The sequence below is a fragment of the Desulfobacter vibrioformis DSM 8776 genome (genome assembly GCF_000745975.1).
In the GTDB taxonomy this organism is placed as follows: Bacteria; Desulfobacterota; Desulfobacteria; order Desulfobacterales; family Desulfobacteraceae; genus Desulfobacter; species Desulfobacter vibrioformis.
The window spans coordinates 22,471-36,115 of sequence record NZ_JQKJ01000017.1; the positions used below are offsets into that span (position 1 = coordinate 22,471).

Here is a 13,645-nt window from a genome sequence, read left to right on the forward strand (position 1 = left end):
CGGCATTGCCTGATTAAATCATGGATTTCAAGGTCTTATCAAAGGCGTTTTTCACCATATCCGCGATGGTCCGGTCAACGGCCTGGGCTGCGATTTTAATAAGATCGGAAAAAGAGGTCACAGCATCATCATCATCTGCCTGGTTTTCATCCACCAGGGCATCTTCCCCATTGGCCTGTGCCTCACTGGCCTTATTCGCTTCCTGGGTTTCCAGATAATGGTCAAACAGGCTGCTTAAGGGGTCACGTGCTCGTGCCAGGGCGTCTTCCTGCTGTTTTTCCAGAAGTTCGGTCAATTGATCCATCAAAGAGGTATCCAGATTACCTAGCGTGCGACGTGTGGTCTGGCCATCATCTGTATCCGTATCATCGGACTCTTCAAGATATGCTGCGGCCAGGTCCTGTCCCAGGGCACCTGTGGTGGAGGTCTTATCTTCGCTGTACATGGCGTATCCATACGCGACTGTAATATCCGCCTCATAGGAAGATATTGAGTCGTAATATCCCATACTCATGGCCTGGGAAACAGCGTCCTGCATATCCCCTTCCATCATCTCGCCGATAATACCGTCCACACCGGTTATAATGGATTCAATATCCTTGAGTTCCTCTTCGCTTAAGTCCCCTTCCACTGTGAATGCAAAGGTTTCTCCGGTAGTTAAGGTAATCTCCCGGACATTGTAGGAAGCGGCGGCATAGCCGTCTTCATTGCTGACTATGCCCTGGCTGCTGTATTCGTAGGCTTCAAGTTCGGAAGACTGACTGGTGGACAGGGTAACCACATCTCCTTCCCGGGTCTGGATGGTCAGTCCCGCATCAAGGCTTGAATATGATTTTGCATACCGTTCGCTTGAACTTGAAGCAGTACTGGTGTTTGACAGTGCGGCCTGGTTATGCAGACCGTAGGAGTTGACTTGCGGCACGCTGGTCATCATCATTCTCCTGGATTAGCAGTTTTTTACGAATTTCCTCTTTCCCTGATAATACATCGGCCCCAATCGTAAAAACCTAAATTTTTTTTGCCATTGCTTCCATGGCTCTTTTAGGATTCGCCTCAAATTGCATAAGGTATGATATCATCACCGTGGGCACTTGGATTATATGCAATCGCCTTTTTTACTGCTGGAATGATGTTATCAACCAGCGGTGGAATATTTCTTTCCAATTGGTGGCCGTGACCCTGGACGGCTTTTGTCACTGCGGTTACTGCGCCACATTGGGTATGTCCAAGCACTACAAATACCGGGGTGTTTACATGGGCAAGGCCATATTCAACAGACCCTACCTCATCAACATCCAGAACATTACCGGCAACACGAATAACAAAAAGATCCATAACACCGGCATCGAATAAAAGTTCAACCGGAACTCTGGAGTCAGAGCAGGTGATTACCGTTGCATAGGCGTGATCTCCCTGATTTTCTTTGCCGGCAAGAGCAAGACGGGCAGCATCAGTATGGGGGTGGGTTGCTTTACCGCTTACAAAACGATCATTACCTGCTTTCAGCATGGCTATTGCTTCATCTGGACTTGGTTTGGCTGCTTTGCTCCCACTGGCAAAAACAGGTCCACTGGTTAGAGCCAAAAAACAGCTAGCAACCACAATAGATTTTAAAGTTTTTTTCATCATTGTCCGTCCTCCTTTGAAAGAATAGATTTTGTGGCAAACGCCCGGCTTCCAATAGGCCAGGCCGCCTACCACGGGAAAATTTGATATGGTTGACTTCGGGTTCTCCGATATTTCCCGTGATTTTCAATTTTTTTGTGTTGAACCCTATATTATTTATTGTGAATTTTATAGGGTTTATATGAAAAAGTTTAACCACGGAAATCACAGAAGACACTGAAGATAAAATTCTGTGATTTCTGTGTGTTCAGTGGTATGAATGTCTTTCATAGTTTGTTGTGTCCGCCAGATCATGGGGGGTCTTTAGAGCCGACAAAATAGAAAATCAGCAGATACCGGTTAAGTGCAGAATGTCCTTCAATTTATTAATTATTCAGGGGAGAGTCATGAGCCATCTGTATCAAAAGCATATCATATTAATATTGTTTTGCTTTGGCATTATTTTTACGGGGTGTGCCAAACAACCAAAATCGGAAAATTTTTTCTTTAGCAGTCAAAAAAAATTGCAGGCAACCCATCACTGGGAAATCCTGGTCAAAGATCTGGTCTCTGAGATGAAGAAATCCAAACAGCTTAAATTTGCCTTAGGGCATGAAGTATCCATTGTGCCAAGCGATAATTCTTCATTTACACGGGCATTCCGTTCTTGTTTAACAACCTACCTTGTTAATTCAGGAGTACAGGTAAATGATAAATACGATGGAACAAAAATTGACTGGTCTTTGCAACTGGTAGAACACAAGACCGATCGTGGTCCTGATCCATACCCAGGTAGTTTTTCAATGGCTTATGCATTGGAATACGGGGTCTATAAAGTCTGGAAAAACAGCAGCCGGGTAACTCCTGGGCTGATGGCGTCAGCTGTTGCTCTTGATATTGCTGCACAGGCTGTCAATCTGGACACAACGAAAGTGCCAGGCAGTGAGATTATTATAAATTTTTCAGTTCTCGATAAACAAAACATTTTATTATATAGAAAATCAGATGTTTACTATATAAACGGACTTGATAAATCCCATTATTGTTTTTCAGCCGATCTTCCATACAAAAAAGCCGTTACAAAAAAATATATGGTAAGTGAATAAAGGAATCTGTCATGTTAAAAAAAATATTTTTTATTGCGTTGGTATCTATTCTTATGGGTTGTGCGTCCTATCAGGAGAACTTTTCGGTCGATCAGGCAGAAAAAAAACTGCCTGAATCAAATTTAATCACGATATGTGATGCTGCGGTGAATGACCTGGTAAAAAACTGCAAGATCCCCATTGACAAAGAAAAAGCAATTATCGTGACAAGCCTTGTCAGTGTTAATAATCTTGAACAATCATCCTCTATGGGCCGGATGGCCGGAGAGATATTAGCAAATAAACTGTCCCAGAGAGGCTACACTGTTAAAGAGTTGAAAATGGGACAGAATAAAATATTTATAAAAAAGGGGCAGGGGGAATTTGTTCTTTCCCGCAAACTTCAGGAGATTGCAAAATCATACGATGTGCAGGCGGTAGTTGTCGGGACCTATGCTGTCGGAGAAGAGTTGGAATCCAAAAAATATGGTGAAACAATGCTTAACAGACCTTTAACGAAATTGTATCTATCTATTCGAATGGTTACCAGTACTACAGACAATATCTGCAGTTCCACGGCACAATCAATGACGATAACAAACGCAAGATTATGGGGGTATTAGAAATCAATGCCATAAAGTTAAGATGCTTCTCATGTATAACTGCTTGATTTTTTTACCATGGGATTTATATTCTTTTTGCGTTTTGGAAATCAAAGACTTTCAGTGAATATACAATTATCGGTGTGGAGGAAAAATATGGCAAATCAATTTAAGACCGGCATGCTGCTGATCATGATGACCGGTTTGTTTCTGGTGCTCGGATATCTTTTAGCAGGACAGACCGGTATGTTCATTGCCCTGATTTTTGCCGGTGTCATGAATATCTCAAGTTATTGGTATTCCGACAAGGTTGTTTTAAGAATGTACCGGGCCCAGCCCCTGGACCGGTTCCAGGCCCCGGGCCTGTTTGATACCGTGGCCCGCCTTGCCCGGCAGGCAGGCCTGCCCATGCCCCAAATTTATCTGATTCCTGAATCCGCGCCCAATGCCTTTGCCACGGGCCGGAACCCGGAACATGCCGTTGTCGCCGTGACCCAGGGATTGATGAACATGATGACCCAGGAGGAGCTTGAAGGGGTCCTGGCCCATGAACTGGGCCATGTAAAAAACCGGGATATCCTTATTTCTACGATTGTCGCCACCCTGGCCGGGGCCATCATGTGGATTGCCACCATTGCCAGGTTTTCAGCCTTTTTCGGAGGCTCGGATGATGACGAGGGCGGGCTTGGGATCATTGGCGTGCTTGTGATGTCCATGGTGGCACCCATTGCCGCCATGGTTGTGCAGATGGCGGTGTCCAGATCCAGGGAATACCTGGCAGATGCCACTGCCGCAAGCATAACCGGCAACCCCAATGGCCTGGCATCAGCCCTGTCAAAACTGGGGGGATTCAGCCGCAGCCAGGCCCAGGTCAATGCCAGTCCTGCCACGGCTCACATGTTTATCGTCAATCCGTTGACCGGAAAGCAGATGATGAATCTGTTCTCCACCCATCCGCCCATTGAAGAGCGTGTGGCCCGTCTTATGGGCTCCCGGCCCCCGGGTCAAAATTTTTCCGGCAATTCCCGCCAGGAAGGACAAGACGGACCAACCATGGACGACCAGAGCCGGTCATTCTGGGACAACCTGTCCTGAGCTGATAAGGAGGCGTTATGGCTGTTGGGCCGGGACGGGGCAGTACAGAAACAGATTGATGCCGGTGTGAACTATACCGTAAGTCTTACCAGAGTCCGGATGTTAAGACTCAATATAGTCAGTTGAAGTTAATTTTGTCGTATTTCTATAAAATTTGCTTGTATTTTGCGATATGTTTTGGCATCATCACCGGGTGATCAGGTTCTTTATTGACTTTAAGGAAAGAACAAGGCTGCCCCCAATGAATAGTTTTGACCCTGTTTTAGCCCCGCAAAATTCGATACTTCGGCCCGCAGAATCCACACTGCCGTCCCTGTCCCAGGCGTTTGGGCCTGTCCCTGTTCCCCGGGAATCGTATCCCCCCCTGGCGTTGGCGGCCATTACCATCGCTTCTGCTGCTACCATTGGGTCAAACATGGTGGATGTGCAGAACGGAACCATGAGCAAAACCCAGGCTGTGCTCAATGGACTTGCCAAAGGGACGGCTGCCTCGCTGATTCTCTCTTTGACCGGTAGAAAAAGCCTGGTGGATATCGGCATGACCGCCGCAGCCCTTGCCGGGGCCGGATATTTGATCGATACAATAATGAAAAAAGGCCCGGAAGCCCCATGTGCCACCCGGGGAACGGATGCCCCATGACTGCGTGTACACGCCGGCCTTTTAGCATTGTCAGTGAACTGCCCAACCGGATGCGGCTGAAAGGAAGATTCCTGCGGGACCCGGATCTGGACCCCGATTACCTGGAAGCCTCCCTGGAAACCATCCCAGGGGTTGAATCCGCACGGTTGAACGGCAGGGCCTCTTCGACCATTGTCAGGTATGACGGCCGGGCAGAAACACGGGCTGCTGTGCTCGGGTGCATCCAGGACCTGCCTTTGGATGTGTTCAACGGGAAAAACGACAGAAAATCGCCCCCATCGCTTTTAAACCTGTCAATGAAAGGGATGTTGTCCCTTGCCTGTTTTTTTCTGCCTGCATTATTTGCCGCACCCCTGGCCCTGGTGCTGTCCGCCCCTGTGATTTTTGACGGTCTGATCTGTCTTTGGAACCGAAAGCTTAAAGTGGAGGTCCTGGATGGGGCTGCCGTGTCGTTTTCCTTGTGGCGGCGGGATTATTTTACGGCCGCCACCATTGTGACCCTGCTTGCCCTGGGTGAATATTTTGAAAAAATCAGTGAAACAAAAACCACGGGACTTCTGAAAAACCTGTTAAAACCCCAGACTGACAAAATCTGGATAGAAAAGGACGGTCAGGAGATCCAGATCCCTTTTGAGGACGCGGGCATTGGCGACCGTGTGGTTTGCGGGGCCGGTGAAATGATTCCCCTGGACGGCCGGGTGGTAAACGGAGAGGCCGCCATTAATCAAAGTTCAGTGACAGGGGAGTCTGTGCCCATTCATGTCAAACCCGGCGATGAGGTCATTTCAGGTTCCGTCGTAGAGGAGGGCCGCATTATTTTCCAGGCCGTCCATGTGGGTGCGGAGACGGCCGTGGCAAGGATTTCAAAATTTTTAGAAGACTCGTTGCGATATGAATCCGATTCCCAGAAAAAAAGTGATGAACTGGCGGATAAACTGGTGCCCCTTACCTTTGGCCTGGGTGTGGGGCTTTTTGCCCTGACCCGGAATCTGGAAAAAGCGGCTGCCGTGCTTACCGTGGATTATTCCTGCGTAATCAAACTGTCCAGCCCTGTTGCCGTGCGCGTGGCCATGCACACCGCAGCTCTGCAGGGTGTACTGCTCAAAGGCGCCCAGGCCATGGACAGTCTGGCCAGGGTGGATACCCTTGTATTTGATAAAACCGGCACCCTGACCCGGGGAGAACTTAAGGTGACAGATGTATTCAGTACACAAGGCCTGGATAATGACCAGCTTCTTGTGCTGGCCGCCTCTGCCGAAGAACATTATGCCCACCCTGTGGCCGCTGCCGTGTTGGGCGCGGCCCGGGACAGGGGGCTTGTCCTTTCCCCCACCAGCCAGGTGGACTTTATCGTGGCCCACGGGGTGTCTGCCTATATTGATGATCTCAATGTCCTGGTGGGCAGCCGGCATTTTATAGAGGATGACGAAGGCATTGACTGCTCAGGTGCGGATGGGGCTGCCCTTGCTTTCCAGAAAGAGGGAAAAAGTCTGCTTTATGTGGCCCGGGACGGGATCCTTGAAGGCGTTTTAGGGCTGCGGGACGAACTTCGACCCGAAGCACCGGCAGTGCTTTCCGGGCTTAAGGCTGCCGGCGTTAAGAAAATTATCATCCTCACCGGAGACACGGAACGTACTGCCAATGCCCTGGCCGCTTCCCTGCCGGATGTGGACGAGGTGTATGCCGAGCTTCGGCCCGAGGATAAAGCCGATATTGTGGTCCGGCTCAAGGACCAAGGCTGTATCCTGGGCTTTACCGGAGACGGGGTGAACGATGCCCCGGCCCTGGTGTCTGCCCATGTAGGGATCTGCCTGCCTTCCGGTGCGGATCTGGCCAAGGAGTCTGCCCAGGTGATCCTGCTCAGGGAAGATTTAAATACCCTGCTTACCGCCCGCCTGATCGCCCTGCGCTGCCAGGAAACCATAAAGCAGGCCTTTGTTTCCGCGGTGTCTCTCAATTCTTCCTTTTTATTCCTGGCTTCCCTGGGATGGCTTCGTCCTGTGGCCGCCGCAATCCTTCATAATGTATCCACCTTGGGAATTATAGGGTATGCAGGAATGAGGGAAAAACAGCTTATTGCTAACGTCCAAAAGACGCCTGAAACAGCGTGCGAATCATCTGGTGAAAATGAGAACAATGGTCCGGCATACCGGAAAACAGCCGGTGACACCCAATAATTGAATTTTAAAAAAAGGGGGCAAAATGTACTCGTCATTGCTTGATGCACCGGTAAACACAGAACTTATACTGCTTCAGGTCACCAATTCAGCCCTGGAAAAATGGATGCAACGCATGGGGTTGTTTATCGGCGGGCACATTATCCGGCATGACCAAGACTTTAATTTTAATTCCGTTCGGGTACACGGGGAAAATGGTGACGTGGTTATTCCGGCGGGTATGGTCATGAAGCTGTATATTCACCTGGAATCCGGGGAAAATATCCCTTTGAGCCAGATGAAAAAAGGCCAGGAAGGCCATGTGGAGATTCATTCCGGCGGCAGGTTTATTGAAAAAGCCCTGGCGCATTTAGGCCTTCCCGTGGACGGCAAGATCCGTTTTATCCGTTCTTTACCCCATATGGACTATCTGGTTCTGATTAACCGGCGGGAAAGAACCCGGCTGTCCGAAGGTGAAACCGCAAGGATATGGGGACACTATCCGGGAAAGGACTCCACCCAGTTTTACTTTGCCAAAAAAGACCTTGATTTTGAGGTTACGGAAGTGATGGGCGGACCAAGGGGCGTTAAGCACCTGGAAACCCACGGGGTGATGGTTGGGGCAAAGCTGACCCTGGAATCCATTGACCAGGCCCATTCCCTTGAGGGGCATGGGCCGGAAAGTGTGCCTGTCACCATATCAAGTCCGGGCGGACTGCGCCTTTTTTTTACACCTGAAAAGGCTGGCGCAGTCATCGTCCGGACAGCGACATGATATTGGTCTTAGTTTGATACGGTGTTGACCTCTGTCCTTGCTTCTTCCCACAGGTTCCCGTATTTTTCTTTGGCTTTTCCCATACCCTGGGAAACGCCTTTCTGGGTTTTATAAACCGCTTTCATGGCTCCTTTGACAAACCGGTCAGACAGGCTGGTTTGGGCAATATCCTCTTCTGCCTTTTTTCCGACCTTTTTTCCTGCTTTATAGGTAAGATAGCCTGCGGCACCGAGAACAACCCATCCGATCGGGTGTGCGACGAGTGGTACACTCATTATTTTTCTCCTTTATCTGTTGTTTTTGCCTTATCCTCTGTCCCTGGTGTACCCGTTGTCCCCGGTGTACCCGAATCTTCCGTAATTTGGGAAGCGGCAGCCTCATCCTGTCCTTTTTTTTTGCCTGTTTTGTAAAGGGCATATCCGCCCACGCCGAGTATGACCCAGCCAAGGGGTGATCCTGTTAATGGCAGATAAAACATAATGTCCTCCTTAATATGTGAATTCGGTGTTACCCATGAAAAATATTTATAGATATATATTCCATGGTCTCTATGATAAGCTTGAAAAGTTTTCTTGTCAACTATTTAAATTTATTGGGTATTTTAATTTTGACTAACTTGAAATATAAAAAATTTCAATGTTTGTAATTGCTAAATTTATTTCAGCTAACATGTGAAAATCTTATCTGCTTACTTTTCCGGAAGTCACTTGGCTTCAATGGGGGTGTCAACAAATTATGAACATGGTGTGAAATATGCCGAACCCACCCATTTTTGTGTCAGGCTTTGGGCTTGTCAGGTGCAGGCAGCACTTTTGGGGACTTTTTTTCAGAATGGTATAAAAAATGGTGCCACAGGGCACTGGCCGCAAGCAATACTCCGGCACCGGCATGGATATTTTTCACTGTTTTGTTTCTTTTTAAAAAGGGGGCCGTAATCACTGCAACACCTAAACTGGCTGTCATGGTGATTTTGGCGATCTCTTTTTTTATTTCAGGATCTATTTTTTTTGGCATCTCTTTGTTTTCTTCGTTTGATGGTTTTTTGTGTCCCTTTCCCGGTTTGCACTGCCAGGGCACAGGTTAAAATGGTTGCCAGCCCGCAGGCTATGGGTATAAACGGTGCCATATTTCCTCCTGTAACGCAATTTAATATTATTAGTATTGATCTAATCAGTGGTTAATATTAGTTTAGGCTAATTTGATAGTCAATAAATAATTTTATACGATCATGAATATTTTACAGAGCAATACATATTAAATTATTTTTTTATGAAATTAATTTAATATGTATTAAAAGTTTGAATTGCCTAACGAGTTGTGGTACGGTGGCAACCAAAAATAAATAATTTAGGCGAAGAAACCTATGAATGAAAAAATAAACGGTAACTCCCGGACAATAACCCGAAGTCTGTTGAAAAAGAACGGCATCCGGGTAAGGCAGTTCATCCCCGGAAGGGTGCGGGTGCAGGTTGTCTCCTGCCGGCAGAACACCCAAAATGCCTTCTGGATGCAGAAATTCATGAACCGCCAGGTGGGGGTGAGGCGGGCCGATGTCCGCGCCCTGAGCGGATCGGTTATTATTTTGTTTGATCCATGCAAAACAGATTTTGACAGTTTGATTCAGGCTGTTCTGGCCCAGGTGTCTCATCCTGTGGCCTTTCCGGATGACGATCCTGCGGATGCCGGTGGCCTGGCATGTCCGGGGTGTCTGTGCGGCACCCATGAAGACGCATCCTTTCCAACCAAGGCCAGGCGGGTGACATGGCTCTCTTCTGTCATGATTGTTGCTTTGGTCCGAAAATGGATATTCGGCCTGGCTTTGGCCCAGAATCCATTAAGTTTTCTGGGCGTTGCAGCCATGGCCGGCACCGTTTCTCTGATCAAAGAAGCCGTCAGGGATACCGCGGAAAAGAAAAAAATCACGGTTAAACCCTTTCTGGCGGCAGGGTCTGTTGCCACGATTTTTATGGGGGAAGCCTTTTCTGCCATCCAGATCCTGTGGATTTATAATGTGGCTGAATTAACCGAAGATTATGTGGCCCAGCGGTCCAGAAAAGCCATTCGCAACATATTGGAAGTGGCCCCGGCCACTGCCTATGTGATGCGGGACGGCATGGAGGTTGAAACCGCTGTGGGCGACATCCGTCCCGATGATGTTGTGGCGGCTCATACCGGGGAAAAGATCCCGGTGGACGGCACGGTTTTGGACGGGGACGCCCTGGTGGACGAATCCACCATTAACGGCCGCTCGGAAGCGGTGTTCAAAGAGATTGGGGACAAGGTCTATGCCGGCACTATTATTTCCCAGGGTACCTTGTTCATCCGCACCGTGAAAACCGGCCAGGACACCTACCTTTCCGGAATTATGCGCATGGTTGAAGACTGCCTTTCCAATAAAGCCCCGGCCGAACATAAGGCGGATGAATTGGCATCAAGGCTGCTGAAAATCGGACTGGCAGCCACGGCAGCCACCCTGGGTCTGACTCTGGATCCCCTGCGGGCCCTGACCGTTATGCTGGTCATGTCCTGTCCATGCGCCACGGTCCTTGCCGCCTCCTCGGCGATTACCGCAGCCCTGGCCAATGCGGCTAAAAATTCCATCCTCATTAAGGGCGGCCTTTATCTTGAAACCGTGGGCAAAACCGATGTCTACTGCTTTGACAAGACCGGTACCTTGACCCAGGATCTGCCCCGGATTATGACCATTGTCGGCAGGACCCCGTCCATTTCCGAAGAGATGATCCTGTCTTTGGCTGCTACGGCCGAGTCCCATAACCAGCACCCCATGGCCCGGGCCATCCTGGCCGAAGCCGGGAAGCGCAATTTGACTGTTCAGGCCCATGCGGTTTGCGAATTCAAGGCCGGCCGGGGGGTGTCATGCAATATCGGTTGCGAGGAAGTGGTCCTGGTGGGCAACCGGCAGTTCATGGCAGAGCATGAGGTGGATCTGCGCTGGTTTGATAAAAAAGCAGCTGCACAAAGGGCCCTTGGCCGCACCGTTATTTTTGTGTCCAGGAACGGCAGCGCCACGGGTATGATGGGCATCGCCAATCCCATCCGGCCCGAGGCCGTGGACGTGTTGAATTATCTTAAAGCCGACGGCGTCAAGGCCATTCACCTGGTCACCGGAGACAACAAGGAAGTGGCCCGGACCATGATGGATATTTTTCCGTTTGATGACTGCAGGGCCCCGCTGCTGCCCGAAGAAAAGGCAGGCCGGGTGGCGGAGCTGCAAAAAGATCACCGGGTGGTTATGGTGGGAGACGGGGTAAACGACGCCCTGGCCCTGGCCCGGGCCGATATTGGTGTGGCCATCGGGGCCGGCGGGGCAGAAGTGGCCCTGGAAGCTGCCGACATTGCCCTTGCCGATGCCAACCTGGAAGGCCTGATAAAAGTGCGGAATTTAAGCCACCAGACCATGAAGGTTATTGATCAGAATCACTATTTTGCAATAACTACTGATCTGGGAGGGGCCGCGCTGGGCATGCTTGGGATGCTCTCCCCTGTTATGGCCGGCATGATTCATATCTTCCATACGGCCGGCATCCTATTCAATTCCAGCCGTCTTTTATCCTGGGAACTGCCTTGCAAACCTATGGGCCTCAGAGCCAAAGACAAAGCGCAACAAAATAAAATAAATGCCAAGACCGCCATACCGTCTGAAAAAAAAGAAGATCAGTACGAATTGTACCGTTAATAATGTACCGTTGATAATATATACAACATTTTAGGAGAGATACATGGAAACCCATGACCATCAGTCACCGGTGGGTGCGGCAATGCCCCATGAGCCTTTGGCCGCCCCAACCGAAAATATGACCCCCCGGGGGCCGGGCACGGCTCCGGTTTCATCGAAACCGGCGGCCCAGGCCATACCCGGCCAGCCCCTGGGAGGGCAGACCCAGACGTCATCTGCAGATGCGGCCCGGGCAGCATCCAATGATCCGTCGGGTGATCCGTCGGGTGATCCGTCGGGCCAGGCAACGACATTGGACCCGCAGGGCCACCAGACTGTTTCACAGTCCCCCCAGGCCCAGGCAGCCGGACAGCAAGCCCCGTTTCAGCCCAATGTGATTATGGACCCGGCCACGGGCCAGCTGTACTATGCCATGCCCCAGGGCCCGCCACCGGGAGGGCCGACCCAGGCGTCATCTGCAGATGCGGTCCGGGCAGCATCCCGGGCAGCATCCATTGATCCGTCGGGTGATCCGTCGGGCCAGGCAACGGCATTGGACCCGCAGGGTCACCAGACTGTTTCACAGTCCCCCCAGGCCCAGGCCGCCGGACAGCAGGCCCAGTTTCAGCCCAATGTGATTATGGACCCGGCCACGGGCCAGCTGTACTATGCCATGCCCCAGGGCCCGCCCGTACCGCCGCCTCAGAACAGCCAGTATGTCTATTATACAACCCAGAATCCGTCCGGGCAGGCACCTGAGCCCGAGCCCCATCAGCCTGATTATGCCCATATTATCAAATCGGTTGAAGAGTTTGCCGAAGGCGATGCCTCGGTGGCTGATGTGGTGAAAACCCTGTGGACTGAAACCTCCCAGGATGATCAGTTCTGGAAAGGGGCTGTTGTGGGGGCGGCAGCGGCTGTCCTTTTAACCAGTGAAACCGTTCGCGGGGCCATGGGTAAAACCTTTGGCAGCCTTTTTGGAAAAAATGCGGCAGATGCCGCAGCCCCGTCTACCCCTGGTCCTGACGTTGATCCAAGTACGAAATAAAAAAATATAAAAGGAGTTCAAATGATGGAAAACGCTTCCACAATCAATCATACACCGGCCTACCAGACCACACCGCTGCACCAGTACAGCACAGTCCAGGTCCATCCGGTCCAGACTTACCCGGCAAAATCCGCGGCATCTGCGGTCACTGTATCAAAAACAGCAAGTGCGGGCATCTTCGGATTCATCGTTGTTTCCACGGGTACCATGGGGGGCAATCTCAACAAGGTTTTTGCCGGCGAGATGACCATGGTCCAGGCCGCCGGGGACAGCCTGGCCAAAGGGGCCATCGGCGGCACGGCAGCCGCCTGTGCAACCGCCGCAGCCAGCAGCCTGACCCGCGGCGGGGTTGCCGGTTTAGCCGTCACCCTTGCGGCTGCCACAGGGGTAAGTTATATGATTAACCGTATAATTTCTTAAATAGTGTTTGAACGAAAAGTCACCCATCTGCGGCGTTGCAAAAAAAATTTAAAATCCTCACAACCACGAGGTTGCTCCGGTTTTAAATTTTTTTGCGCCTTGCATCAGGGCAACTTTTCGTCCAAACACGGTTTTCCGTTCAAACACTAAATCATAGAGGATTTTGAAATGAGTTATTATGTTGATCCCAATACCCAGCAGATGTATTACCAGGCCCCGGCCCAGAGTCATCAAACTACACCGGATCCGGCTGCCGCAGCCGAGCCCAAGGTGTATGCCGTACCCCAGAACTACGCAGTCCAGCAGGCTCCGCCTGCAACGTCTAGCTTTTTAGGCCTTGATGCCGGTTCAGCCACCTTCTGGAAAGGTGCGATTCTCGGTGCGGGCGTGGCCCTTCTGGTGACCAGTGAAACCGTGCAGAAAGCTGTGGTTAAAGCCGTTTCCAAGGGCATGGCCGCCGCGTCCACAGGTGTTGAGGAACTCAAGGAAAAATTTGAAGACGCCAAGGCAGAAGTGGAAGCTGAGGCTGCGGGTAAAAAATAA

Annotated in this window: 16 protein-coding genes; 10 read left to right on the forward strand and 6 right to left on the reverse strand. The window is 50.4% G+C overall.

Features of this window, described 5'->3' with window-relative positions; genetic code table 11:
• Nucleotides 1-13 precede the first annotated feature (13 nt).
• Nucleotides 14-937 (reverse strand): hypothetical protein, encoded by a 924-nt coding sequence (locus Q366_RS11815; RefSeq protein WP_245619946.1) that lies wholly within the window; start codon nt 935-937, stop codon nt 14-16.
• A 116-nt stretch (nt 938-1,053) separates the two neighbouring features.
• Nucleotides 1,054-1,629, reverse strand: coding sequence for a carbonic anhydrase (locus tag Q366_RS11820; protein WP_245619947.1), 576 nt, complete (start codon nt 1,627-1,629; stop codon nt 1,054-1,056).
• Between the two features lie 383 nt (nt 1,630-2,012).
• On the opposite strand from Q366_RS11820, the gene Q366_RS11825 reads away from it, so the two are divergent.
• From Q366_RS11825 to Q366_RS11850, 6 genes are all read left to right on the forward strand, one after another.
• The gene (locus Q366_RS11825; protein WP_035239123.1) at nt 2,013-2,711 is read left to right on the forward strand and encodes a hypothetical protein; all 699 of its coding nucleotides are present in this window, start codon (nt 2,013-2,015) and stop codon (nt 2,709-2,711) included.
• 11 nt (nt 2,712-2,722) lie between these two features.
• On the forward strand, nt 2,723-3,313 hold the full coding sequence (locus Q366_RS20350) for a FlgO family outer membrane protein (RefSeq protein WP_051958012.1): 591 nt from the start codon (nt 2,723-2,725) through the stop codon (nt 3,311-3,313).
• A 135-nt stretch (nt 3,314-3,448) separates the two neighbouring features.
• Nucleotides 3,449-4,387, forward strand: coding sequence for a zinc metalloprotease HtpX (htpX, locus tag Q366_RS11835; RefSeq protein WP_035239124.1), 939 nt, complete (start codon nt 3,449-3,451; stop codon nt 4,385-4,387).
• A gap of 241 nt (nt 4,388-4,628) precedes the next feature.
• The gene (locus Q366_RS11840; protein WP_035239125.1) at nt 4,629-5,027 is read left to right on the forward strand and encodes a hypothetical protein; all 399 of its coding nucleotides are present in this window, start codon (nt 4,629-4,631) and stop codon (nt 5,025-5,027) included.
• Entirely contained in the window at nt 5,024-7,204 is a 2,181-nt protein-coding gene (locus Q366_RS11845; protein ID WP_245619948.1) for a heavy metal translocating P-type ATPase, read from the forward strand. Before Q366_RS11840 ends, Q366_RS11845 begins: the two co-directional genes overlap by 4 nt.
• A gap of 25 nt (nt 7,205-7,229) precedes the next feature.
• Entirely contained in the window at nt 7,230-7,958 is a 729-nt protein-coding gene (locus Q366_RS11850; protein WP_035239126.1) for a FeoA domain-containing protein, read from the forward strand.
• Nucleotides 7,959-7,966: 8 nt separating this feature from the next.
• Here Q366_RS11850 and Q366_RS11855 read toward each other — a convergent pair whose 3' ends face one another.
• The 4 genes from Q366_RS11855 to Q366_RS22165 form a co-directional block, all read right to left on the reverse strand.
• Entirely contained in the window at nt 7,967-8,233 is a 267-nt protein-coding gene (locus Q366_RS11855) for a hypothetical protein (RefSeq protein ID WP_035239127.1), read from the reverse strand.
• Nucleotides 8,233-8,436 (reverse strand): hypothetical protein, encoded by a 204-nt coding sequence (locus Q366_RS11860; RefSeq protein ID WP_035239128.1) that lies wholly within the window; start codon nt 8,434-8,436, stop codon nt 8,233-8,235. Before Q366_RS11860 ends, Q366_RS11855 begins: the two co-directional genes overlap by 1 nt.
• A gap of 299 nt (nt 8,437-8,735) precedes the next feature.
• Nucleotides 8,736-8,972 carry a hypothetical protein gene (locus Q366_RS11865; RefSeq protein WP_035239129.1) on the reverse strand — a complete coding sequence of 79 codons (237 nt, stop codon included), beginning with the start codon at nt 8,970-8,972 and terminating at the stop codon, nt 8,736-8,738.
• Nucleotides 8,950-9,084 carry a hypothetical protein gene (locus Q366_RS22165; protein ID WP_281175488.1) on the reverse strand — a complete coding sequence of 45 codons (135 nt, stop codon included), beginning with the start codon at nt 9,082-9,084 and terminating at the stop codon, nt 8,950-8,952. The genes Q366_RS11865 and Q366_RS22165 overlap by 23 nt, the downstream gene beginning before the upstream one ends.
• A gap of 237 nt (nt 9,085-9,321) precedes the next feature.
• Here Q366_RS22165 and Q366_RS11870 point away from each other — a divergent pair, with 237 nt between their 5' ends.
• The 4 genes from Q366_RS11870 to Q366_RS11885 all read left to right on the forward strand — a co-directional run bounded on the left by Q366_RS11870 (nt 9,322) and on the right by Q366_RS11885 (nt 13,645).
• Entirely contained in the window at nt 9,322-11,655 is a 2,334-nt protein-coding gene (locus Q366_RS11870; RefSeq protein WP_051958013.1) for a heavy metal translocating P-type ATPase, read from the forward strand.
• Between the two features lie 43 nt (nt 11,656-11,698).
• Entirely contained in the window at nt 11,699-12,682 is a 984-nt protein-coding gene (locus tag Q366_RS11875; protein ID WP_035239130.1) for a hypothetical protein, read from the forward strand.
• A 21-nt stretch (nt 12,683-12,703) separates the two neighbouring features.
• Entirely contained in the window at nt 12,704-13,102 is a 399-nt protein-coding gene (locus Q366_RS11880; RefSeq protein ID WP_035239131.1) for a hypothetical protein, read from the forward strand.
• Between the two features lie 168 nt (nt 13,103-13,270).
• Nucleotides 13,271-13,645, forward strand: a complete 375-nt coding sequence (locus Q366_RS11885; protein WP_051958014.1) for a hypothetical protein — start codon at nt 13,271-13,273, stop codon at nt 13,643-13,645.